We start from the raw sequence: 22,577 nt of genomic DNA, 5'->3' as shown, positions 1-22,577 counted from the left end.
CTGTGGCGGATCAGTGCAAAGTGAGGACCTGGTGCCTACCTCGAAACGCTCGCGCCGACCAGTCGTAGCCGTCACCGGCGCCGCATCCGGCCTGGGCCGCGAGCTGCTCGTCAGGCTCGTCACCTCCGCGGATTTCCGCAGAGTCGTGGCCATCGACGAGGAGCGCGGTGACGTGCAGGAAGCCACCTGGCGGGTGATCGACGTACGGGATCCGCTCTTGGCGAACCGGATCTCCGACATCGACGTCGTGGTCCACGTGGCCGGCGACTACGCCCTCGACTCCGATCCCGGCGAGCGCCGCGCGTACAACCTGAGAGCCGCCCAGACCGTCCTCACCGCCAGCGCGGCCGCGCGCGTCCGGCGCGTGGTGGTCGTCACGAGCGCGATGGTGTACGGCGCCGCGGCCGACAACGACGTGCCCCTCGCCGAGGACGCCCCGGTGGCGGCCGAGCCAGACACGGGCGTGGTCGGCGACTACCTGGAGATCGAGGCGCTGGTGCGCACGTCGCTGCGCAGCCATCCCGGCCTGGAGGTCACGGTGCTGCGGCCGGCCGCGGTCGTCGGGCCCGGCATCGACACCGTGATCACCCGCCACTTCGAGTCGCCGCGGCTGCTGACGGTCAAGGGATGCGCGCAGCGCTGGCAGTTCTGCCACATCGACGACCTGGTCTCCGCCCTCGAACTGGCCGCCAAGGGCGCCGTCACCGGGGTGGCGGCCGTCGGCTGCGACGGCTGGCTCGAACAGGAGCAGATCGAGGAGCTGTCCGGGATCCGGCGGTTCGAGCTGCCGGCCGGGCTGACCTTCGGCACCGCCCAGCGCCTCCACCGGCTGGGCATCACGCCCGCGCCTGCCACCGACCTCCACTACGTCGTCTATCCGTGGGTGGTCGACTGCGCCGCCCTGCGCGAGGCCGGCTGGAAGCCGTCGTGGACCAACGAGACGGCCTTCAACCAGCTCCTGGAGCTGCGCGAGAACCGCACCACCGTGGTCGGCAGGCGGCTGCCCGTCAAGGAGGCCACCCTCACCGCGGCCGGCGCCACCGTCGCCGTCATCGGCACCGCCGCGATCGTCCGTCAGGTGCGCAAGAAGCGCCGCCTGTGAGAAATATGTAGGCTCTTCGCGTGGACGTCATCCGGTTGCTCGGCATTCGTGACACCCCGCTGTCCGTCGACGAGGTGACGGCCGCGGTGGCCGACCACGCGGCGGGCGGCACGACCCTGTTCGTGGGCACCGTGCGTGAGCAGGATCACGGCAAGCCGGTGACGAAGCTGTCCTACTCCGCCCACCCGTCCGCCGAGCAGGAGCTGCGCTCCGTGGCCGAGAAGGTGGCCTCCGACTTCCCCGTGACCGCGCTCGCCGCCGTCCACCGGGTCGGCGACCTGGCGCTCGGCGACACCGCGGTGATCGTGGCCGTGGCCTGCGCCCACCGCGACGAGGCGTTCAAGGCGGCGCGCAGGCTGATCGACGATCTCAAGTCCCAGGTGCCGATCTGGAAACACCAGGAGTTCGCCGACGGATCGACCGAGTGGGTCGGCGCCTGCGAATAAGCTCGGATCCATGTCACGACGTGCCTTGACCCTGCTGGTTTCGGGCTTCCTCGTGCTCGCGCTCGGCATCGGCGGCGCGCTCGTGGACGTTCCGTACGTCGTGCTCAGCCCAGGGCCCACGGAGAACACCCTCGGGCAGATCGACAAGCAGCCGGTGATCAAGATAACCGGGCGTGAGACCTATCCGACCAGCGGTTCGCTCCGGCTCGTCACCGTCGCCTACCAGGGCGGGCCGACCTCCCAGATCGACCTGCTCACCGCGCTGCGCGGCTGGATCGACCCCACCGTCGCCGTCGTGCCGCAGGAGACCATCTTCGCTCCCGACCGCAGCCAGAAGGAGGTCGAGGAGGAGAACACGGTCGAGATGACCAACTCCCAGGACGACGCCACGGCCGCCGCCCTGAACGAGCTGAAGATCCCGTACAGGACCGTCATCTCGGTCGTCTCCGTCGCCAAGGACAAGCCCGCCGCGGGCAAGATCGAGAAGGGCGACGAGATCACCTCCGTCGACGGCGAGCCGGTCACCAAGACCGAGGAGGTCGGCGAGGCGGTGCGGGCGCGCCGGGCGGGCGAGGAGGTGACGTTCGGCATCACCAGGGGTGACGAGGATCTCAAGATCACCGTGCCGACCGTCGCCGCCGACGGCGAGCCGGTCGTCGGGGTGAGCATGCGGGCGACCTACAAGTTCCCCTTCGAGGTCGACATCAACGTGGGCGAGGTCGGCGGGCCGAGCGCGGGGCTGATGTTCTCGCTCGGCATCGTGGACAAGCTCACCGAGGGGCCGATGACGGGCGGCAAGCAGATCGCCGGCACCGGCACCATCAAGCCCGACGGCACGGTGGGCCCGATCGGCGGCATCCCCCAGAAGCTGGTCGGCGCCCGCGACGCCGGCGCCACGATCTTCCTCACGCCCGCGGGAAACTGCGCCGAGGCCATGAAGGCCGTGCCTGACGGGCTTCGGCTGGTCAAGGCCGAGACTCTCAACAGTGCGAGGCTGGCGATCGAAGCCTTGGTCTCAGGTAAAGGCAAGGTCCCGTCTTGCTCTGGATGAAACTTCCCTCGATCGCCGCGCGTTAGCCGTAGTGGTGACACTGCGGTGTAGGTTGCCAGACACGGACCGTTTCTTCATCACGACGAGGGGTTGGCCTTGAGCTTCCGGACCCCAGGAGCCGGCGGCAGGGCGATGCGCTTGCCCCGCCGACCGCGACTGCTTCTGCCCGTCGCGATCGCACTCGTGGCGATTGTGGCGCTCTTCTTCCTATTTTCCGGGATTTATACCGACTATCTATGGTTTAGCGCTGTCGACTACACGCGGGTCTTCTCCAGCGTGCTGCTGACCCAGGTGGTGCTGTTCCTCATCGGAGCGGTGCTCATGGTCGGCATCGTCGGCGGCAACATGCTGCTCGCCTACCGCACGCGGCCGACGTTCGGCCCGGCGGTCTTCGGCGGGGGCAGCGGCGCCGACCGCTACCGCGCCGCGCTCGACCCGCACCGCAAGCTGATCTTCATCGTCGGCCTGGCCCTGCTCGCGCTCTTCGCGGGCTCCTCTCTCGCCGGCCAGTGGCATACCTGGATCGAGTTCGCCAACGCCCAGCCGTTCGGCACGACGGACGCCGAGTTCAAGCGCGACATCTCGTTCTTCATGTTCGAGCTCCCGTTCATCAGGCTGGTGCTCAACTTCCTGTTCACCGCCGTGATCCTCTCGGCCATCCTGGCGGCGATCACCCATTACCTGTACGGCGGGTTCCGGCTGCAGTCGCCCGGCGTGCACGCCTCCAAGGCCGCGCGCATCCACCTGTCGGTCCTGCTCGGCGTGTTCGTCCTGCTCAAGGCCATCGCCTACTGGTACGACCAGTTCGACCTGGTCTTCTCCGACCGCGGCTTCGTCCACGGCGCCTCCTACACCGACATCAACGCGGTGCTTCCGGCCAAGAACATCCTCGCGATCATCGCCCTGATCTGCGCCCTGATGTTCTTCGCCGGCATCTTCCGGCCGGGCGGCATGCTTCCCGGGGTCTCGTTCGGCCTGCTCGCGCTCTCGGCGGTGCTGATCGGCGGCGTCTACCCGATGCTCGTCGAGCAGTTCCAGGTCAGGCCCAACCAGCAGGCCAAGGAGTCCCCCTACATCGCCCGCAACATCGAGGCGACCCGAGACGCCTACAACGTCGACGACGCCAAGGTGGAGCCCTACAGCGCCGTGGCCGACCCGAGCCAGGTGCGGGAGAACGCCGCCGGCGACACGTCCGTGACCGGCGTCCGCCTGCTCGACCCCGCGCTCGTGTCCGCCACCTACGAGCAGACCCAGCGCATCCGGGGCTTCTACAACTTCGCCGACCAGCTCGACGTCGACCGCTACCCCGACGCCAACGGCAAGCTCACCGACCACATCGTGGCCGTGCGCGAGCTGACCGGCCCGCCCGAGGGCCAGAACAACTGGATCAACCGCCACCTGGTCTACACCCACGGCTACGGCTTCGTGGCCGCCCCCGGCAACCAGGTCGACTCCAGCGGCCTGCCCGCCTACGACGCCAAGGACATGCCGGTCACCGGCCCCCTGGCGGAGCGCACCGGCCTCAAGGAGTCGCGCATCTACTTCGGCGAGACCACCGGCGCCGACTACGTCATCGCCGGCGGCAACCCCGAGCGCCCGCAGGAGCTCGACTACCCGGAGACCGGCGGCACCGGTCAGAAGAACACCACCTACACGGGCAAGGGCGGAGTCCCGGTCGGCTCGTTCATCAACCGGCTCTTCTACGCCGCCAAGTACAGCGAGGTCAACATCCTGCTGTCCGGCGACGTCAACGACAACTCCAAGATCCTGTACGAGCGCAGCCCGCGTGACCGCATCGCCAAGGTCGCCCCGTTCCTGACGCTCGACTCCGACCCGTACCCCGCGATCATCGACGGCCGGGTCACCTGGATCGTGGACGCCTACACCACGTCCAACTCCTACCCCTACTCGCAGAGCGAGAGCCTGCAGGAGATGACCCGCGACACGGCCACCGACCGGTCCAGGGTGATCGCCCAGCAGCCGCAGGACAAGATCAACTACATGCGCAACTCCGTCAAGGCCACGGTCGACGCCTACGACGGCACCGTCACGCTCTACGCCTGGGACCCGGACGACCCGGTGCTCAAGACCTGGAGCAGCGCGTTCCCCGGCATCATCCAGCCGAAGACCGAGATGAGCGAGAGCCTGCTCGCGCACGTCCGCTACCCCGAAGACCTGTTCAAGGTGCAGCGCTACACCCTGTCGCGCTACCACATCACCGACGCCGCGGCCTTCTACAGCGGCCAGGACTTCTGGAACGTCCCCAACGACCCGTCGCAGGGCGAGCAGAACGTCAAGCAGCCGCCCTACTACCTGACCACCACGATGCCGGGTGACCAGCCGAAGTTCTCGCTGACCACCACGTTCGTGCCACGGCAGGGTCCCAACCTGGCGGCGTTCATGGCCGTCGACTCCACGGCCGGCGATGGCTACGGCAAGCTGCGCATCCTGCGCATGCCGTCCAACACCCCGATCCCGGGCCCCGGCCAGGCGCAGAACGCCTTCCAGAGCCGGTTCGCGGGTGAGCTCAACCTGCTGGGCGTCGGCGCCTCCTCGGTCCGCTACGGCAACCTGCTGACGCTGCCGTACGCGGGCGGCCTCGTCTACATCGAACCCGTCTACATCCAGGTCGCGGCGGGCGGCGGCCAGGAGCCGTACCCGATCCTGCAGCGCGTCCTGGTGTCGTTCGGCAGCGAGATCGGCGTCGCCCGCAACCTGGACGAGGCGCTGGCCCAGGTCTTCGGCAAGGAGCAGACCACCGGAGACCAGCAGCAACAGCAGTCTCAGGAGAACCAGCAGCAGGAAAACCAGCAACAGCAGCAGTCCGCCCTGCAGACCGCGATCGGCGACGCCCAGAAGGCGTACGACGACGCCACCAAGGCCCTGCAGAGCGACCCGCCCAACTGGGAGGAGTTCGGCAAGGCGCAGCAGCGCCTGGACGACGCCCTGGAGAAGCTCCGCACCGCCGGGGTCCAGGCGCCGGTCACCCCGACCCCCTCGCCGACCGGTTCACCGTCACCGTCACCGTCGCCGTCCCCGACCGGGTCGGCGACCCCGGCGCCGACCGAATCACCGGAGCAAGGGTCCTAGCTCTCTCGATTTGCGTGAGTCCCGCGTCGGGGATAGTCTTTAGATACACACCGACGCGGGGTGGAGCAGTTCGGTAGCTCGCTGGGCTCATAACCCAGAGGTCGCAGGTTCAAATCCTGCCCCCGCTACCAAGAGGAAATGCCCTCCAGGATCATCCTGGAGGGCATTTCGCATGTACAGCCATCTTCAGGCAGAGGAAGTCGATCTTCCCGCGGGCGCCCGTCGATTTGCGCGATCTCCCGTTTCAGGGATACTGTCAATACACACCGACGCGGGGTGGAGCAGTTCGGTAGCTCGCTGGGCTCATAACCCAGAGGTCGTGGGTTCAAATCCTGCCCCCGCTACGAAAAGAAACGCCCTCCGGGATCATCCCGGAGGGCGTTTCGCATGTCCGGGCAGCGGAGCCGCCCGTTCCCGCAGGGCCCGCGCACGCCCAGTCCCTGGCTGGAGCGTTCAGCTCCGATGGACAGCCTCCGGCGCGGGTTCCGGCCGGTACCCGAGCCGGCCGCGCGTCGCGACGAGCACCACGAGCGCCGCCGTGGTGCCGGCGAGCAGAGTGACGTGGGACGCCTGCTCGGCGGTGGCGAGCGAAGGGAACACGTCCGCGTACATGATCGACATGAAGTTGTTGACGCTGACGTGCAGCAGCATGACCAGCGGAAGGCTCTGGCCGGTCCGGTTGAAGACCCAGGTGACGACCACGCTGAAGACGCAGGCGAAGGCGACGAACTCGCCGACCCTCATCCAGGTGACGTCCGGCCACCCGCCCCACTCGCTCAGGAACAGCGGCAGGTGCCAGATGCCCCAGAGCGGGCCGAGGACGAGGGTCGCGCCCAGCGGGCCGAACCGGTGCTGCATGCGGGGCAGGGCGAAGTCACGCCAGCCGGGCTCCTCCGCGAGGCCGGTCGTGACCATCTGGATGAGCAGGCCCGGCAGGTAGGCCACCAGCATGACGGCGGACGGCAGGCGGATGTCTCCGCCCGACAACGCGAGGCCGCTGACGATGATGGCGGCGGGCACACCGACGGCCGTCGCGACGTACCAGACCCAGCTGACCCGCCACTTGGTCATGCGGCCGATCCACCGGCGGACGCCTTCCCTGCCGTCCGCGACCGCCGTGACGATGAACGCGGCGAGGATGGGACCGAGATACGCGCCGGGGAGGACGCCCAGGATCTGCGTGCCGCCGAGCGCCGAGGGGAAGGTGAAGTCCAGGACCCCGAGACCGGTCGCCGAGAGGATGTAGGGCGTCCAGGCGGCCCAGCTCATCAGGTTGGCCAGGACGAAGAAGCTGATCAGCGGACGGCGGCGGATGAACCCCCGGATCCCGGTCCGGATCGGCGGCTGATCGACACCTGGCGGGCTGTCGACTGACATGACATCGCTCCTTGGGGAGTGGCTTGGCTGACGCTGATCAGCACACCAGCCGCGGCCCCGCCGGTCGCTCCCGCGTACGCCCCAACCCGCGGTACAGCCAGGGGTACCGAGTCGGCCCGGCAGGTGTCAGGCGGTCGCCGGGCGGCCACGCGGGTAGAGTGATGCGGTCCGCGGGGTGAGCACGGCAGGGGTAGGACGATGATCGACATCATGGGCGAAGGCGGCCGGCGCCGGACGTTCGCCGTCATCAGCCACCCCGACGCGGGCAAGTCCACCATGACCGAGGCGCTCGCCCTGCACGCCTCGGCGATCACCCAGGCGGGGGCGGTCCACGGCAAGGCCGGGCGCCGCGGCGTCACCTCCGACTGGATGGAGATCGAACGCTCGCGCGGCATCTCGATCACCTCCGCCGCGCTGCGCTTCGACTACCGGGGCCACGTGTTCAACCTCGTCGACACCCCCGGCCACGCCGACTTCTCCGAAGACACCTACCGGGTGCTGGCCGCCGTCGACTGCGCGGTCATGCTCATCGACGCGGCCAAGGGCATGGAGCCGCAGACCATGAAGCTGTTCGAGGTGTGCCGCCACCGCCGCATCCCGGTCATCACGTTCGTCAACAAGTGGGACCGTCCCGGCCGCGACGCCCTCGAACTGCTCGACGAGATCGAGGACCGCACACGCCTGCGCCCCACGCCGGTCACCTGGCCGATCGGCGCCGCCGGCCACTTCCACGGGGTGATCGACCGGCCGGCCGGGCGCGCGGTCCGCTACGAGCGGACTCCCGGCGGCGCCACCAAGGCGCTGACCCGCGAGCTGACCGACGAGCAGGCCCTGGCCGAGCTGGGCGAAGACTGGCGGCGCGCCGGTGAGGAGACCGCGCTGCTGTCGGCCATCGGCGCCGACCACGACCAGAAGGCCTTCGAGGCCCACGAGTCCACCCCGGTGCTGTTCGGCGCGGCGCTGCCCAACTTCGGGGTGGCGCGGCTGCTGGACACGATGGTCGAGCTGGCCCCGCCGCCGGCGCCGCGTCCGGACGTGCACGACACGCCCAGGGCGCTGGACGCGCCGTTCTCCGGGCTGGTGTTCAAGGTGCAGGCCAACATGGACCGCGCGCACCGCGACCGGATCGCGTTCGTCCGCGTGTGCTCCGGGCGGTTCGAGCGCGGGATGGTGCTCACCCACGCCGCCACCGGGCGGCCGTTCGCCACCAAGTACGCCCAGAGCGTGTTCGGCCAGGATCGCACCACTCTCGACGAGGCCTACCCGGGTGACGTGGTCGGCCTGGTCAACGCCGGTGCGTTGCGGCCCGGCGACACCCTGTTCGACGGGCCGCCGGTGACCTACCCGCCGATCCCCAGCTTCGCCCCCGAACACTTCGCGGTCGCCCGGGGACGCGACTCCGGCAAGTCCAAGCAGTTCAGGCGCGGCATCGACCAGCTCGATGCCGAGGGCGTCATCCAGGTGCTCCGCTCCGACCTGCGCGGTGACCAGGCGCCGGTGCTGGCGGCGGTCGGGCCGATGCAGTTCGAGGTGGTGCAGCACCGCATGGCCGCCGAGTTCGGCGCCGAGATCAGCCTCGACCGGCTCGACTACACGCTGGCCCGCCGCACCGACGCCGCCTCGGCGCCGGCCCTCGACCGCGAGCGCGGCTGCGAGGTGCTGATCCGCTCCGGAGACCAGGCGATGCTGGCGGTGTTCACCGACCAGTGGCGGATGCGCACGATCGCCCGCGACCAGCCCGGCCTGACCCTGGAGCCGCTGATCGCCGACACCAGCCGGGAGCAGCGCTGACCGGCCCGCGCCGCTAGCCGTTCTCCGCCAGCCAGCGGTCCAGTTCCTCCCGGTCCCGGCGCAGCTCCGGAACCCGGATCCCGGCGTCGCGAGGGTCATACTTGAGCAGCTCGGGGATGTCCGCGTTCCAGTCTTCGGCGATCTCGGCGACCGCCTCACGGAGCTTGGCCTCCAGCTTGCTCCGCACGAACAGCAGGCCGACCGCCGCGAGCGGCCGGACCCAGCCGCGTCCCCGCACGACCACCGTGAGGCCGAGCCACCACTTCCCGCCGCCCTCGGCCGCCGCCCTGACCAGCAGGCGCGCCTGCCCGTAGTGATGACGGAGCAGCACGGTCACCGGCGCCTGCCCGCCTCCGCCCTCCACCTGGCGCCACCACTGCCGGAAGTCGAGCCGAGCGGCCCACGACAGCAGGTGGAGGCGCTTGGCGGCGTGGTGCTCGCCCCCGGCCACGAGCGACCGCGGCGCGCCGGGGTCGGACAGCTTCACCGTCCACGTGGTCTTCTGGTCGTCGGGGTGCCAGGTGGTGACGGCCGCGCTCACCTCTCTCGTACGCTCCCATGAGGTGATCAGCAGCTCGCTGGTGGTGCCGTTCCCGTCCTCGCCCTCCGGCGGGTCGGTGTGGCGCTGGTAGCGCGCGCCGGCGGTCAGGTGGTCGCCCTCGATGAGCGCGACGTCGGCGAGGTCCTCGTCGCCCTGGATCCAGCCTTCCTCGTCCGTGCGCAGGTCCTCCGCGCGGTCGAGCAGGGCGCGTACGTACTCCTCGAACCAGTCGCGGGGGATCGCCTCGACGACGGCTGCTGCCTGTAAACGGGCCATACGAAGCATGGTCGCGGCGAGACCGGACCCGTGTCCACAAGCCGGCGCCCTCCGGGGTCTCCCTCGGAGGGCGCCGGTCGGGGCATGGGGGTCCTTACGCCATCAGCACCTCCTGCGGCTGTCCAGGGCTCTGTCTCTCGGGAAGCCACGGTCATGGAGAGGTACGGAGGAGCGGGCGGTCGAGTTCACCCCTGGCATCGCTCAATCGCCCCGGAGTGCGCGGAGCACGGCCGCCTGCTCGGCTGTCGTGCCCGCCTCGCGGGCGCGGGCGGCGTCCGCGGCCGAGAACCCCGCGACCACCCAGGCGGCGACCTCGGTACGCGGTATCGCCGCGTCCCACCAGTCCCGCATCAGGCCGAGCGCGTCGACGCCGCGTCCGGCCAGGGCGGCGGCCTCGGCAGGAGTGAAGCCGATGGCGCGGTAGACGGCCGCGCCGGCCGGGTCGATGCCGGTTTCCGCCCAGGACACGGCCACGGCGCCGGTCCATCCCGCGTCGAGATAGGCACGGGCCGTCGCGGCGGGCACACCGCCTTCCAGGAGCGCCCGCATGGTCTCGCGCTGCTCGCCGTCGAGCGCGCTGGGCCGGGGCGAGCGGGAACGGAGCAGGGTGCGCAGCCACCCGCGCGGGCCGGGACGCTCCCCGGCGAGGTGCCGCTCGGCCGCTTCCGCGTGCGGGTAGCCGAGTTCGTGCCAGCGCACGGCGTCGCGGGGCGTCATGCCCGCCCGCAGGAGAGGCTGCACCGTGTACGGGGAGAGGCCCGCGGTGCGCCAGGCGAGGGCCTGATCGGGGGTGTGGACACCGCCGGCCCGCCATCGTTCGGCGGTGTCCAGCGGGAACCCGCCGCCGATCCAGCGCCGCGCCTCGGCGACGGTGAACCCGCGGGCGGTCCACTCGTGCAGGTCCTCGGGCTCGGGGCGGTCGGCGTAGGCGATGCTCATGATCTCTCCCGGTCGAGGTCTTCGTCTCGGATCGTGACGGTGTGGGCCCAGGCGGGCGGTCGTCCGGTGCCGACGAGGCCGACCAATACGAGGACGGGCGGCCGGTGCTCCGGCCACGGGGTCTGCCCGTCGGTGAGGACGACGACCAGGTCGGGGCGCGGGCGCAGGGCCAGGGCGGCGGTGATGCCTTCGCGCAGGTCCGTTCCGCCTCCGCCGGTCAGCTCGATGTCCTCCGTCCTGCGTACGGTCTGGACGGGGTGCGCGTGCAGGTCGCAGCAGATCACCCGCAGCCGCCGTCCGGGACCCCGGGCGAGAGCGGTGATCTCGGCGAGGAACCGGGTCAGCATGGGCTGCGGGATACTGCCTGAGGTGTCGGCGACCAGCACGATCTCGGGCGCCGGGGCGACCATCGCGGGCAGCACCACGCCGTTCACGGGCGGGCGCCGCGCGGGCCGGCGGTAGGAGAAGTCCACCCGTCCCGAGGCCTGCCTTACGCCGCGCCGGACGCGCGCGCCGAGCTCGGCCCGCCAGTCGACGGCGGGACGCAGGCGTTCCCCGGCCCAGCGCCGCCACCCGCCGGCCACCGGAGACCGGGCGGCGGCCCTGGTCTCGATCTCGCGGGCGATCGCGAGTTCGAGGATGTCGCGCTCGACGCCGTCCAGCCCTCCGCCGGAGATCTCGTACGGGCGCTCCACCCCGTCCGCCGCGCTGCCGCAGTCGATCAGCTCGGCGAGCGGGCGGCCGCCCCGGCGGTGCGCGGCGTCGAGAACCTCGATCAGCGACAGGTACTCCTCCGCCATCCGCCCTTCCGGCAGGCCGAGGGCGCGCGGGGAGATCACCCCTGCGGGCGCGCCGGCTTCGAGATCGTCGTTGACCTCGGCGTCGGCGGCCTGGATCCAGTGCGGTGACGGCCCGGGGGAGCGGGCGGCGTGGTGGCGGACGAGGTGGCCGATGTGGTGCAGCAGCCACCATCCGATCTCTCCGGCGGGCGTGGCCAGGGTCGTGCCGGGGTCGAGGTGGACGTGCCACCGGGTGTCGGTGGGGAAGGCGCGGAACTCGGCGTCGGCGACGGGCTCGCCGGTCACGTCGTCCAGATACGGTTCGAGGACGACCGGCCTCAGCGCGAACAGCGCGCTCGCCAGGTAGGGCGCGCGGGCGGCGGCCCACACCCGCGCCTCGGCGAAACGCCGCAGCACGTCGGGGGTACGGTCCACGGGGTTCATGGCATGAGGCCCGCGGATCGCAGGATCGGCGCGAGGTCGAGGAGCGCGGAGGGCAGGTCCGCCCCGGCCGGCCGGTTCGCGGCCAGCGTCCGCGCCGAGGCCGCGGCCACGTCGGGCGTCGTCTTCGAGACCCGGCCGATCACCGTCCAGGCGCGTTCCCAGGTCACTGCGCCGCCGTCGGCCACCACGTGCGCGACCAGCCCGCCCAGCAGCGCGTGCAGCCGGTCCGCCCGATCCGGCAGCGGCGCATCGGGGTCGTCCAGCAGGGTCTCCGGGTCGGGCAGGTCCAGCGTGCGCAGCCAGGACAGCAGCTCGAACCCGGCCGCCTCGCCCACCGCCCCGATCACCAGCGCCGCCACCCCCGCTTCGGTGGCCGCGTTGGCCTCTCCGGCGGCCAGCGCGATCGCGGCCATCTCCCAGCTGCGCGGGCTCGGCCAGCTCCTGCCCGCGCGCTCCGGCGTACCGGGCACGGCGAGCACCAGCTCGGGCCTGACCCGCAGGAAGGCGCCGACCCGCGCCTTCGCGGCGGCCACCCCCGCCCGCGACGGAGGGACGACCCGGACGGCGTCCGGCTCGGGGAACCCGTGGGCCAGGCCGTCGGCCACGTCCACGGGCGAGACCTCCCAGTCCAGGTGGACGAGCCGGTTCGCGAGCGGCGCCGACAGCTCCCAGCCGTCCGCGGCCAGGTCCGGCGGGTTCGCGGCGGCCACGATCCGCACCCCTTCGGGAAGTACGAGGTCGCCCACGGCGCGTTCCAGCACCACCCGCAGCATCGCCGCCTGCACCGCCGGCGGCGCCGTGGTCAGCTCGTCCAGGAAGAGCAGCCCCGACCCGGCGGACGCCAGCCGTTCCGCCCAGCGCGGCGGCGCGAACCACGTCCCCTCCTGGCGGACGACCGGGAGACCGGCGAAGTCGCCGGGCTCGCGGACCGATCCGACGACCACCTCCACCGGCAGGTCCAGCTGCCGCCCGAGCGCGACGACGGCGGACGTCTTGCCGGTGCCCGGCGCTCCCCACAGCAGGACGGGCAGATCCGCCCGCACCGCCAGGGCGAGGGCCGTGCGCACGCTGTCGTTCTTCGTCATGGGAATCCTCCAAGGTGTCGCGTCAACCATAGTTGACCCCTCGGAAAGCGGTCAACTACGGTTGACGGAGGTGGAGGTGTCCGAAATGATGTCGCCCCGCGCGGCCACGAGCGCGTCGACGTATGACTGGATCATGAGCGCTCGCTACGACGGCCTGGCCGAGTGGTACGACGAGTTCAACGCCGAAGGCGCCGCAGGGAACGCGCCCGAGCTGGCCGAGCTGCTCGGCCCGGGCGACGGCCCATGCCTGGACCTGGGTTGCGGCACCGGCCAGTATCTCGACGCGATCCGCGCGACCGGCAGGACCGTCGTCGGGCTCGATCGGTCAGCCGACCAGTTGCGGCTCGCGCGCCGCAGGGATCCGGCGCCGCTGTTCCAGGGTGACGGCCACGCGCTGCCGTTCCGTGACGGCGCGTTCGGGACCGTCGCCGCCCTCTGGGTGTCCACCGACATCCCCGACTTCGCCGCGCTGACGAAGGAGGCCGCCCGGGTGCTGCGCCCGGGCGGCCTCCTGCTGTTCTACGGGGTGCATCCCTGCTTCAACGGCCCGCACATCGAGAAGCGCGAGGACGGCGCCGTGACCATCCACCCCACCTACCGCAGGACGGGATGGCATCCCAAGGGGCCGTGGTGGCGGGAGGGCGGCATCAGGGACAGGCTCGGCATGAGCCACGTCCCGCTGCCCGACCTCATCAACGCGTTCATCGACGCCGGGCTGGTGATCGAGCGGCTGGCAGAGCCGCGCGAGCATCCCGTGCCGTTGATCCTTGCTGTGCGCGCCGTCAGACCACAGTGTCCGCCGGGCCCGTGAGCATCGTGACGCCGGCGCCCGCGAAGTTCGCCAGGTCCGTCACCGCCTGCTGGCCGACGTCGCTGCCCATGGCGGTGTTGAACGCGGCCTCGTCGTCGAACGTCAGCACCGCCACCAGGTAGTAGGCCGGCTCCGCGCCCCCGGGCCGGGTGGCCGTGTAGGAGCGCAGGCCGGGCAGCCGGGCGGCGAGGGGCGCGTGCACCTCGTCATAGTGCTTGTCGAACGCGGCCGTGCTCTCCGGGTGGTGGTAGAGCGCGAGGAGCTGGTACGCCATGACGCCTCCAGATGTCGGTTGCCTCGATCCAACATCGGCGGGGCCGTGAGCGGTAGCCCCGGCCAGGAGTGCGGACCACGACGCGATACATCATGACAAACGGTTGTAAACGCGAGTATGTGGCGAGTTGGATATCAAACTCTCAACTTTTGTGACGCCGGGTTGTAGCCCGTGACCCTCAGCGGCATAGTGGGGCAAATCACAGCGCGCATCCGTCGCGGGAGTGCTCTGCAGGCACTCGCCGCCTCTACGGCATCGACTATGCGCAGGCACGCGCGGATTGGATGAAGCGTATGAGAGCCGCCCCACCGATCCGCTCCAAGCTGGTCCGCATCCTCATCGTCCCGCTGGTCTCGCTGATCGGCTTATGGATCTACATCGCGTACACCATGGTGGGCGAGACCTCCGGATTCGCGGGCAGCCGCAGCGAGTGGGACGCCGTCGGCGTCCCCTCCCGCGACCTGATCACCCAGCTGCAACGCGAACGGCAGCTGACCGCCGAGGCCGCCGGGAACACGTCGGGCAACGCCCAGCTCGGCACCCAGCGCCAGCACACCGACCAGGCCGTGGCCCGCATCAGGGACGTGGCCGCCACGTTGATGGGCGACGTCAGCACCCCGCCCGACGCGGTGCGCGACCTGCTCGGCGAGCTCGACGGGCTGCCCAGCATCCGGGCCGGCGCCGACCTGGACCAGGTGCCGGTGCTCGCCACCACCGAGAAGTTCAACAACGTCATCAGCGTCGCCAACCGCCAGTTCGCCGGCACCGAGATGATCACCGCGGTCTCCTCGTACCGGGTGCTGCGCGGCCTCGGCTACTACGGCGCCGTCGACGAGTACGTGGCCAGGGAGAACGCCATCCTCACGCCGGCGCTGCAGCGCGGCGAGATGACCAGGGCCGAGCACGGCGCGTTCGTCGCGGCGATGGCCGGCCGCCGCGTCCAGCTCGTGAACGCCGAGCGGGACATGGGCCCCGAGCTGCGGGTCTGGCACGAGCAACTGCTGGCCGAGCCCGCCTACCAGCGGTTCACCACCGCCGAGGACGCCGTCTTCCACTGGAACAAGAGCGGCAAGCCGCCGATCCTGGCCGAATCGTGGCGGCGGGACGCCGGCGCCGTCCACACCATCCTGAGCGACAACTACGCCAAGGAGCTGGCCCGCGCCTCCGCCAAGGGCGAGGACCTGGTCTTCGCCGGCTTGATGCGCATCGTCCTGGTCGTCGGCCTGGGCCTGCTGGCCGTGGTGCTGTCGATCGCGCTCTCGTACCGGTTCGGCCGGTCGCTGGTCAACGAGCTGAAGAAGCTGCAGGGCTCGGCCGTCGAACTGGCCGAGGTGCGGCTGCCCCGGCTGGTCGAGCGGCTGCGCAAGGGCGAGGAGGTGGACCCGGCCGAGACGCCGGAGCTGGAGAGCGCCCGCACCGCCGAGGTGGAGCGGGTGGTGCAGGCGTTCTCGGCCGTGCAGCGCACCGCCGTCGAGGCCGCCGTCGGCCAGGCCACCCTGCGCAAGGGCGTCGGCCAGGTCTTCCTGAACCTGGCCCGCCGCAACCAGGCGCTGCTGCACCGCCAGCTCTCGCTGCTGGACGCGATGGAGCGCAAGGCCGAGGACCCGGACACCCTTGAGGGCCTGTTCAAGCTCGACCACTTCACCACCCGCATGCGCCGCCACGCGGAGAACCTCATCATCCTGTCCGACGCCGCCCCCGGCCGCCGCTGGCGGGACCCGGTGCCGATCTTCGACGTGGTACGCAGCGCCGCGCTGGAGGTGGAGGACTACACGCGCGTCACCATCCAGCCGATGCCGGACAGCCCGCTGCTCACCGGCGGCGCGGTGACCGACGTCATCCACCTGGTCGCCGAGCTGCTGGAGAACGCCACCGCCTTCTCGCCGCCCAACACCAGCGTGCAGGTACGCGGTCTCACGGCGGCCAACGGCTTCGCCCTGGAGATCGAGGACCGCGGCCTGGGCGTGAACCCCGGCACCCTGGAGGAGCTGAACGCCCAGCTCATCACCCCGCCGGAGTTCGACCTGGCGCGCAGCGACCGGATGGGCGTCTTCGTGGTCTCCCGGCTGGCCGCGCGGCACGGCATCAAGGTCACGCTCCGCCCGTCCCCGTACGACGGCACGACCGCGATCGTGATGCTGCCGACGTGCATGCTCGCGGAGCGCGCGCCGGTCCCGTCGCAGCTCAGCCAGTCGCTGTTCGAACCCGTCCGGCAGGTCCCGCCCCCGCCGCCCAGGGAGGTGCGCGCGTCCGGCCCCGTGCGGACGCTCGACCCGCCCACCGGGCCGATCCCGCGGCAGACGGAACCGGACGACGACCTGGACGGCCTGCCGGTCCGGGTACGCCAGGCACATCTGGCACCACAACTAAGGAAAACACGTCCGGAGCAGGAGCCCGAGGTCTCCGCCCGCGCCCCCGAGGAACTGTTCAGCCTCATGACCTCCATGCAGGAGGGCTGGCGGCAGGCGCGCAGGGAGACGAACGGCGACCGCGACGTGCGCGACGAAAGGGACTCCCATGGCTGACGCGAGATCTGAGCTGAGCTGGCTGCTCGACGACCTGGCCAACCGGGTCGCGGGAGTGCGGCACGCGATCCTGCTGTCCGCCGACGGCCTCACCATGGGCGGGTCCCAGGGGCTGACCAGGGAGGACACCGAACACCTCGCGGCGATCGCGGCAGGCAGCCACAGCCTCGCGATGGGCGCGGGCCGGCACTTCGGCATGGGCGGCGTCCGCCAGACGATCATCGAGCTGGAAGGCGGCTTCCTGTTCGTCACCGCGGCCGGTCAGGGCGCCCGGCTGGCGGTCCTGGCCGCGGGCGACTCCGAGCTGGGCCTGATCACGTACGAGATGGCCCTGCTCGTCCGGCGCGTGGGCGAGCACCTGACCGCGCTGCCGAGAGGCGCGGCGCCCGCGCCGGTGTGGAACGGGATGACACCGTGACAGACGACGATCCGGGGCCTCTGATCCGGTTGTACGGTCTCACGGGCGGCCGGGCGCGGCCCCAGGGCGAGGCGTTCGACCTGGTGGCCATCGTCGCCACGGTCCACCTGCCGCAGGAGCCGTCCGTGCTGAACCCGGAGCATCACACCATCCTGCGCATCTGCCGCAGGCCGACCCCCGTGGCCGATGTCGCGGCCGGGCTCGGCCTGCCGCTCAACGTCACCCGCGTGCTGCTCGGTGACCTGCGGCGCGAGGGGCTCGTGAGCATCACCCCGCCGAAGCCCGCCAACCAGTCGATCGATGAACGTACCTACAGGGATGTACTGCATGGAATTCGCAGGCTTTGATCGCCCCCGGCCCTCCGGAGGGACGCTCACCGCGACCGCCCTGAAGATCCTGGTGGCCGGCGGCTTCGGCGTGGGCAAGACCACCATGGTCGGCACGATCAGTGAGATCCGCCCTCTGCACACCGAGGAACTCCTCAGCGACCGCGGCGTGGGCGTGGACGACGTGTCCGGCGTCGAGCGGAAGGTCGCCACCACGGTGGCGCTCGACTTCGGCCGCATCACCATCCGCCAGGATCTGTGGCTGTACCTGTTCGGCACCCCAGGGCAGGACCGTTTCTGGTTCATGTGGGACGAACTCGCGCTCGGCGCGCTGGGCGCCGTCGTGCTCGCCGACACCCGCAGGCTGGCCGACTGCTTCCCGGCCGTCGACTACTTCGAGCAGCTCAAGCTCCCCTTCGTGGTCGCGGTGAACTGCTTCGACGGGGCCCGCCGGCACGATCCTGGGAAGGTGCGGCGGGCCGTCGGACTGGACGAGACGACTCCGGTCATCATGTGCGACGCGCGTAACCGGTCCTCGGTCAAAGAGGTCCTGACCATGCTCGTCACCCATGCCATGGAGGTCCGCTAGCGGGCTGTGCAGGCGATCGGCGCCGGGGTGGCGGCCGAGCCGTTGGCCAGGAAGCCGAACGTGGTGGTGCCGCCCGCGGCGACCGTGCCGTTCCAGCCGAGGTTGCCGACCGTCACGGACGAACCGGAGGAGCTCAGGTCGCCGTTCCAGAGCTGGGAGATCGACTGGCCGCCGGCGAAGGACCAGCCGACCTGCCAGCCGGAGATGGCCGACGCGCCGGTATTGCGCACGGTGACCTCGGCCTGGAAGCCGCCCTGCCAGCTGTTGACGATCGTGAACGCCGCGGCGCAGCCCTGGCCGGTCGGGGTCACGGTCGGGGTGACCGTCGGGGTGACGGTGGGCGTCTGGGTCGGCTCGCCCGCCGCGATGGCCAGGTCGTAGGCGCGCTGCGGCACGAACTGGCCCGCCGCCGCGATGCAGCCGTCGGCCTCACCCGGCGGCTTCACCCACAGGAACGCGTCGATCATCGAGTCGCCCGTCGCCGTGGTGCTCCACGTGCCCGTGGCGCGGCCCGCGGGGTCGCACCACTCGCTCCCGGCCGGGCCGTTGCCGTTGCGGCTGGTGTCGATCACGGCGCGCAGTCTGGAGTCGCCGGTCGCCGCTATGACGCTCTTCGCGTACGACACCAGACCGGGCGACGAGCGGTAGTTGGAGGTGTTGACCGCGATGCCGTCGGCGCTGCTGGACACGTTGGCGCCGCGCAGCCGGTTCGCCGCCTCCCCGGCCGACAGCCAGGCGTCGTGCCCGATGTCGTAGTACACCTTCACCTGCGACGACGTCGCCTTGAACCGCTGGCCCGCGTACGACATCGACGCCTGCACCTGGGCCTGCTCGGTGGAGTTCATGCAGTTCGACATGATGGCCAGGGCGTCCGGCTCCAGCACGATCGTGGCCGGGCGGCCGCCGAGACCGGCCGCGATCTGGTCGATCCAGGCCCGGTACGCCGTGTGGTCCGGCGCCCCGCCCGCGCTCGGGCCGCCGCAGTCGCGGTTCGGCATCGCGTACACGGACATGATCGGGATCTTGCCCGCCCTCGACGCCGCGCCCACGTACGCGTCGACCTGCGCCCGGACGGTGGACGGGTTGTACGTGGCGAACCAGCGGCCCTGCGGGACCGCGGCGATCCGGTCCCTGATCACCGGGGCGCGGCTGTCGCCGGGGTTGGCGGCCACCCACTTGGCGGCGTTCGTCTCCGGGTCCACGTAGAACGCCGAGTCGGCGGCCTGGACGGCGGAAGAGGTGAAGACGGCCGCCCCCGCCACGGCGGTCGCGACCGCGGTGAAGAGGGCGGCCAGCACGGGCCTTCTACGAGACATGGAAACTCCGTCCTGATATGGGAGCGCTCCCACGCATGGTAGGGAGCCCCCGCCTCCCGCCAGAAGCGCGATCGGCCGCCGGAAGGCAAAGGCACAGGCGGGAGGCCGATGAGCGGCTGAAACTTTCAAGCGGGATTACGACTGACGGCGATCGCGCCGGTCAACCGGCCTGCTCTTGCTAGGGTCCCGTGTGTGCGTGTCCCCGTGACGGGTTCCACCGGCAGGGTGCGGTGGCTCTGGCTCGTGGCGCCGGCCACACTCGCGGCCCTTCTCACCCTCATCGCGATGGTCTTTCCCGGCGGCAGCCTTTATGTCCTGTCTTACGCGGTCCTGTTCTGGATCCTGACGACGGCCCTGTGGATCGTCCTGCTCTGCGTCCCCCGCTACCGCCGCAGCCCCGGCATCGCGGTCGCGCCGCTCGTCGCCGCGCTCACCTGCGCGACCGTCGCGGCCGACCTGCCGATGCGCGCGGCGTTCGCGGTGTCGGAGCCCGCGCTGACCGCCTACGTACGGTCGCTGCCGCTGCATCCCGACAGCGTCACGGTGGGCGACGCCGAGAGCGGGCTCGGCGTCGAATGGGTCGGGCTCTTCCCGGTCGGGCGGGCCGTGCGCCACGTCGACCGGGCCGACCTGGGCGTCATCGGGTCGGGAGGCTGGCTGGAGTTCTGCGGTCTCACGTACGTGCACGGGGAGCGGCTGAGAACCTACCGGTTCTCGTCCGTCGACCGGCTCTCCGACAGTTGGTACGCGACGTGCGAGGACTTCTAGGGCCTGCGGCTGACCAGCAGATAGCGCCAGAAGAGGAGGCGCCTGACCCGGGCGCCGGGCAGGAGGCGGGCGGTGTGCTCCCTGACCTCGCCGAGGGTCATCACCGGCGGCCTGACCGGCGCCTTCACCGGTGCGGAGCTCCGGCGGCTCAGCGCCAGGCGCGCGGCGGCGTTCACCGGGACGGCCGCCAGGCTGGTCAGGTGGTCGGCCGCGGTGCTCTCCCGGTAACAGCCGAGCACCGCGAGCACCCCACCGGGCACGAGCGCCGCACGCAACCTGACCACCGTCTCGAACGGCACGTGGTGCAGGCTGGCCAGGCACGAGATGAAGTCGTAGTGGGCCTCGGGCAGGTCCATGGCGGTGACGTCGGCGCGCGCGTATCGGACACCCGCCGCGCGCGGCGCCGCCTCGATGACCTCCGGCGACGGATCGATCGCGTCCACGACCACACCACGGGCGGCCAGCCGGCGCGCGAACAGCCCGGTGCCGCAGCCCACGTCGAGCGCGGTGGCCGCGCCCGCCGGGAGATGGCGGAGCAGCAAAGGGTGGTAGTGGTCGTTGTGATCGAAGGTCATGGATCCGAGTATCGGAGGTGTTGCCGGGCCGACATCATGATGATTACATGATTACATGACCGAAGACGGCATACCGACGCTTTACGAATGGGCCGGCGGCACGGATGCGCTGGAGCGGCTGACCGAGGTCTTCTACCGCCAGGTCGTGAAGGACGACCTGATAGGGCCGCTGTTCGCGCACATGGATCCCGGCCATCCCCGGTACGTGGCCATGTGGCTGGGCGAGGTGTTCGGCGGGCCCGCCCGCTACACCGGCGAACGCGGGGGATACTCGCACATGCTGGCCCACCACCTCAACCGGGGCATCACCGAGGAGCAGCGGCGCCGGTGGGTGAGCCTGCTCATGGACGCCGCCGACGAGGTGGGGCTGCCGGACGACCCCGAGTTCAGGGCCGCGTTCGCCGGCTACATCGAATGGGGCACCAGGATCGCCCGCACCAACTCGCAGCCCGGCGCCACGCCGCCGCGACAGGCGCCGGTGCCACGGTGGGGCTGGGGCGTCGCTCCTCCGTACCAGCCTTAGAACTCCAGCTGCGGCGGGTCCTCGACCTCCATGGGGTCGATGAAGGTGTCGGACTCGCGGGGGTCCTCCTCGTCCACCCATCTGGAGATGCCACGCGGGATCTCGTCGTCGATCTCCACGATCTGGTGCTGCTGGGGGAACACGTCCTCGTACATCGCGGCCCACGACTGCTGCGGGTCGTCCCCCAGATCCTTGCCGATCTCGTACGGTTGCTCACTCATCGAACTCACGCCTTGCCGATCATCTCGACCGTCTTCCTGGCGGCCCAGCCGAGCAGGGACAGGGCGACCACCACCTGGGTGGCGCGCGACCAGAAAGTGGAGGTCACGTCCGCGTAGACGACCACGCCCAGCCACATCAGGTTGAATATGGCTACCAGCGCGATGGCCGCCCAATTCATCCCTCTCTGCCACATATGCGCAGTCTTACAGTCACCACCCCAAGCCCGGGTATGCGTTGGGTCACCGCCGCGTTGTTTGCCGTCCCAGCCCGCCTGTCGAGAGCAAGCCGCGCGGGGGCACGGGCGGAAGCAGCTCGTCTGTTGAGAGCGCGCCGTGCGGATCACGGCGGAAGTCAGCGACGCAGGCTGCGGACCGGGCCGACGCAGCGGCGCAGCCGCATGCTGTCACGGGGGCGCGGCTTGGTCTGCTGCTCCGCCAGGCAGGCGAGCAGGGCGGCCGCCGCCTGGGCGTCCGACAGGATGCGCTGCACGGCCTCTCCGGGCTGCGGAAGCTGCCCCCGCTCGTCGAGCTCGTGCCTGACGAACGTCAACGGGTCCGGCGCGCCGGCGTACTCGGCGGCCACGGTCGCGCGAGCGGCGGTCAGCAGCCGCAGGTAGTGCGTCCGCAGCATCGCCTCGCGCATGCGGGCCTGCTCCAGGTCCTCCACCAGGGTCCTCGCCACGTCCAGCAGGTCACCCGCCTGGGTCGCCGGGTCGGCGAGGAAAGCACGGATGTCGTCGTATTCCGAGCGGGTCATGCCGGACACCTCCGAGAGCGCGGGACTGCTCGTGGCAATTCGTACCGCCGGGGCATTGCGGACCACTTGCTGTTCGCTTGCCCTGGGCCCTCCCGGACCAGTGAGGTTTGGGTGTCCCCTGGGGAGGGAAGGACCTGATGATTACCTCTGTGGGCCCGAGATGGTCTTGGAGGCTGCTACAGTTGCTCAGGCACGGGCAGCCACGGACTCACCAGAGTCCCGGAGAAGCCCGGCGAGTCCCACTCCACACTGATCGTCCGGATGGTTCGCATCTGTCCGGATCGGCCGGTAAGGTAGAGGGGTTGCCTCGGAGACGGGGCGGTTGCCGATTTTTGAAGCTCGATGGGGTTCGCGTCAATTTGACACGAACTTGGGGGGCTGCGAAGATTGGTAACACAAAGACGAAATGAACGCCTCTTCGGCGGGGGCCGCTGGTCGGGTCTTGCCGGGGTGTACGTGTCCGTTTCTTGAGAACTCAACAGTGTGTTAAAAGCCAGTGCATGATGCACAACCCCGTCATGTATTTCTGTGACGGATTCCTTTTTGGTTGGGA

At 70.7% G+C, this 22,577-nt stretch carries 23 protein-coding genes and 2 tRNA genes; 14 read left to right on the top strand and 11 right to left on the bottom strand.

Annotation, left to right across the window (positions count from 1 at the left end):
* Positions 1–28: 28 nt before the first annotated feature.
* From ACIBF7_RS35885 to ACIBF7_RS35860, 6 genes are all read left to right on the top strand, one after another.
* A complete protein-coding gene (locus ACIBF7_RS35885; RefSeq protein WP_187281383.1) occupies positions 29–1,102 on the top strand; it encodes an NAD-dependent epimerase/dehydratase family protein in 1,074 nt (357 codons plus the stop codon).
* A 20-nt stretch (positions 1,103–1,122) separates the two neighbouring features.
* Entirely contained in the window at positions 1,123–1,548 is a 426-nt protein-coding gene (locus ACIBF7_RS35880) for a molybdenum cofactor biosynthesis protein MoaE (protein WP_148029300.1), read from the top strand.
* A 10-nt stretch (positions 1,549–1,558) separates the two neighbouring features.
* On the top strand, positions 1,559–2,599 hold the full coding sequence (locus ACIBF7_RS35875; RefSeq protein WP_148029301.1) for a PDZ domain-containing protein: 1,041 nt from the start codon (positions 1,559–1,561) through the stop codon (positions 2,597–2,599).
* A gap of 132 nt (positions 2,600–2,731) precedes the next feature.
* Positions 2,732–5,689 (top strand): UPF0182 family protein, encoded by a 2,958-nt coding sequence (locus ACIBF7_RS35870; RefSeq protein WP_397199140.1) that lies wholly within the window; start codon positions 2,732–2,734, stop codon positions 5,687–5,689.
* A 54-nt stretch (positions 5,690–5,743) separates the two neighbouring features.
* A tRNA-Met gene (locus tag ACIBF7_RS35865) sits at positions 5,744–5,820 on the top strand.
* Between the two features lie 139 nt (positions 5,821–5,959).
* A tRNA-Met gene (locus ACIBF7_RS35860) sits at positions 5,960–6,033 on the top strand.
* Positions 6,034–6,142: 109 nt separating this feature from the next.
* Here ACIBF7_RS35860 and ACIBF7_RS35855 read toward each other — a convergent pair.
* Positions 6,143–7,066: a CPBP family intramembrane glutamic endopeptidase gene (locus tag ACIBF7_RS35855; RefSeq protein ID WP_397199139.1), complete on the bottom strand. Its 924-nt coding sequence runs from the start codon at positions 7,064–7,066 to the stop codon at positions 6,143–6,145.
* Positions 7,067–7,264: 198 nt separating this feature from the next.
* Between ACIBF7_RS35855 and ACIBF7_RS35850 the strand changes: the two genes are divergently transcribed.
* Positions 7,265–8,857, top strand: coding sequence for a peptide chain release factor 3 (locus ACIBF7_RS35850; RefSeq protein WP_397199138.1), 1,593 nt, complete (start codon positions 7,265–7,267; stop codon positions 8,855–8,857).
* Between the two features lie 13 nt (positions 8,858–8,870).
* Here ACIBF7_RS35850 and ACIBF7_RS35845 read toward each other — a convergent pair whose 3' ends face one another.
* The 4 genes from ACIBF7_RS35845 to ACIBF7_RS35830 form a co-directional block, all read right to left on the bottom strand.
* The gene (locus ACIBF7_RS35845; RefSeq protein ID WP_397199137.1) at positions 8,871–9,674 is read right to left on the bottom strand and encodes a hypothetical protein; all 804 of its coding nucleotides are present in this window, start codon (positions 9,672–9,674) and stop codon (positions 8,871–8,873) included.
* A gap of 201 nt (positions 9,675–9,875) precedes the next feature.
* Positions 9,876–10,613, bottom strand: a complete 738-nt coding sequence (locus ACIBF7_RS35840) for a hypothetical protein (RefSeq protein ID WP_397199136.1) — start codon at positions 10,611–10,613, stop codon at positions 9,876–9,878.
* Positions 10,610–11,836 carry a VWA-like domain-containing protein gene (locus tag ACIBF7_RS35835; RefSeq protein ID WP_397199135.1) on the bottom strand — a complete coding sequence of 409 codons (1,227 nt, stop codon included), beginning with the start codon at positions 11,834–11,836 and terminating at the stop codon, positions 10,610–10,612. The genes ACIBF7_RS35840 and ACIBF7_RS35835 overlap by 4 nt, the downstream gene beginning before the upstream one ends.
* The gene (locus ACIBF7_RS35830; RefSeq protein ID WP_397199134.1) at positions 11,833–12,921 is read right to left on the bottom strand and encodes an AAA family ATPase; all 1,089 of its coding nucleotides are present in this window, start codon (positions 12,919–12,921) and stop codon (positions 11,833–11,835) included. Before ACIBF7_RS35830 ends, ACIBF7_RS35835 begins: the two co-directional genes overlap by 4 nt.
* A 133-nt stretch (positions 12,922–13,054) precedes the next feature.
* On the opposite strand from ACIBF7_RS35830, the gene ACIBF7_RS35825 reads away from it, so the two are divergent.
* Positions 13,055–13,732, top strand: coding sequence for a class I SAM-dependent methyltransferase (locus ACIBF7_RS35825; protein ID WP_148029309.1), 678 nt, complete (start codon positions 13,055–13,057; stop codon positions 13,730–13,732).
* Here the strand turns inward: ACIBF7_RS35825 and ACIBF7_RS35820 are convergent.
* Positions 13,704–14,006 (bottom strand): EthD family reductase, encoded by a 303-nt coding sequence (locus ACIBF7_RS35820; protein WP_148029310.1) that lies wholly within the window; start codon positions 14,004–14,006, stop codon positions 13,704–13,706. The genes ACIBF7_RS35825 and ACIBF7_RS35820 overlap by 29 nt on opposite strands.
* 293 nt (positions 14,007–14,299) lie before the next feature.
* On the opposite strand from ACIBF7_RS35820, the gene ACIBF7_RS35815 reads away from it, so the two are divergent.
* From ACIBF7_RS35815 to ACIBF7_RS35800, 4 genes are read left to right on the top strand one after another with little or no spacing between them, the layout of a single operon-like run.
* Complete coding sequence (locus ACIBF7_RS35815) at positions 14,300–16,531, top strand: nitrate- and nitrite sensing domain-containing protein (protein ID WP_271280201.1); 2,232 nt, start codon at positions 14,300–14,302, stop codon at positions 16,529–16,531.
* Positions 16,524–16,949, top strand: coding sequence for a roadblock/LC7 domain-containing protein (locus ACIBF7_RS35810; RefSeq protein WP_148029312.1), 426 nt, complete (start codon positions 16,524–16,526; stop codon positions 16,947–16,949). Before ACIBF7_RS35815 ends, ACIBF7_RS35810 begins: the two co-directional genes overlap by 8 nt.
* A complete protein-coding gene (locus ACIBF7_RS35805; protein WP_219543950.1) occupies positions 16,946–17,296 on the top strand; it encodes a DUF742 domain-containing protein in 351 nt (116 codons plus the stop codon). Before ACIBF7_RS35810 ends, ACIBF7_RS35805 begins: the two co-directional genes overlap by 4 nt.
* Positions 17,277–17,864 carry an ATP/GTP-binding protein gene (locus tag ACIBF7_RS35800; RefSeq protein WP_148029314.1) on the top strand — a complete coding sequence of 196 codons (588 nt, stop codon included), beginning with the start codon at positions 17,277–17,279 and terminating at the stop codon, positions 17,862–17,864. Before ACIBF7_RS35805 ends, ACIBF7_RS35800 begins: the two co-directional genes overlap by 20 nt.
* On the opposite strand, the gene ACIBF7_RS35795 is transcribed toward ACIBF7_RS35800, so the two are convergent.
* Positions 17,861–19,180 carry a glycoside hydrolase family 6 protein gene (locus ACIBF7_RS35795; RefSeq protein WP_271280200.1) on the bottom strand — a complete coding sequence of 440 codons (1,320 nt, stop codon included), beginning with the start codon at positions 19,178–19,180 and terminating at the stop codon, positions 17,861–17,863. The genes ACIBF7_RS35800 and ACIBF7_RS35795 overlap by 4 nt on opposite strands.
* A gap of 192 nt (positions 19,181–19,372) precedes the next feature.
* Here ACIBF7_RS35795 and ACIBF7_RS35790 point away from each other — a divergent pair, with 192 nt between their 5' ends.
* The gene (locus tag ACIBF7_RS35790; RefSeq protein WP_148029316.1) at positions 19,373–19,948 is read left to right on the top strand and encodes a hypothetical protein; all 576 of its coding nucleotides are present in this window, start codon (positions 19,373–19,375) and stop codon (positions 19,946–19,948) included.
* On the opposite strand, the gene ACIBF7_RS35785 is transcribed toward ACIBF7_RS35790, so the two are convergent.
* Complete coding sequence (locus ACIBF7_RS35785; protein ID WP_397199133.1) at positions 19,945–20,523, bottom strand: class I SAM-dependent methyltransferase; 579 nt, start codon at positions 20,521–20,523, stop codon at positions 19,945–19,947. The two genes, ACIBF7_RS35790 and ACIBF7_RS35785, sit on opposite strands and share 4 nt — an antisense overlap.
* 55 nt (positions 20,524–20,578) lie before the next feature.
* Between ACIBF7_RS35785 and ACIBF7_RS35780 the strand changes: the two genes are divergently transcribed.
* Positions 20,579–21,046, top strand: coding sequence for a group II truncated hemoglobin (locus ACIBF7_RS35780; protein ID WP_397199132.1), 468 nt, complete (start codon positions 20,579–20,581; stop codon positions 21,044–21,046).
* On the opposite strand, the gene ACIBF7_RS35775 is transcribed toward ACIBF7_RS35780, so the two are convergent.
* The 3 genes from ACIBF7_RS35775 to ACIBF7_RS35765 all read right to left on the bottom strand — a co-directional run bounded on the left by ACIBF7_RS35775 (position 21,043) and on the right by ACIBF7_RS35765 (position 22,024).
* Positions 21,043–21,267, bottom strand: coding sequence for a hypothetical protein (locus tag ACIBF7_RS35775; protein ID WP_148029319.1), 225 nt, complete (start codon positions 21,265–21,267; stop codon positions 21,043–21,045). The genes ACIBF7_RS35780 and ACIBF7_RS35775 overlap by 4 nt on opposite strands.
* 5 nt (positions 21,268–21,272) lie before the next feature.
* Positions 21,273–21,446, bottom strand: a complete 174-nt coding sequence (locus tag ACIBF7_RS35770; protein ID WP_246639496.1) for a hypothetical protein — start codon at positions 21,444–21,446, stop codon at positions 21,273–21,275.
* Positions 21,447–21,619: 173 nt separating this feature from the next.
* On the bottom strand, positions 21,620–22,024 hold the full coding sequence (locus ACIBF7_RS35765) for a hypothetical protein (RefSeq protein ID WP_397199131.1): 405 nt from the start codon (positions 22,022–22,024) through the stop codon (positions 21,620–21,622).
* Positions 22,025–22,577 lie beyond the last annotated feature (553 nt).

Source organism: Nonomuraea sp. NPDC050478 (genome assembly GCF_044458265.1).
Taxonomy (GTDB): domain Bacteria; phylum Actinomycetota; class Actinomycetes; order Streptosporangiales; family Streptosporangiaceae; genus Nonomuraea; species Nonomuraea ferruginea.
Note: the sequence above shows the minus strand (reverse complement) of the source record. Positions and strands in the feature narration are given on the sequence as shown.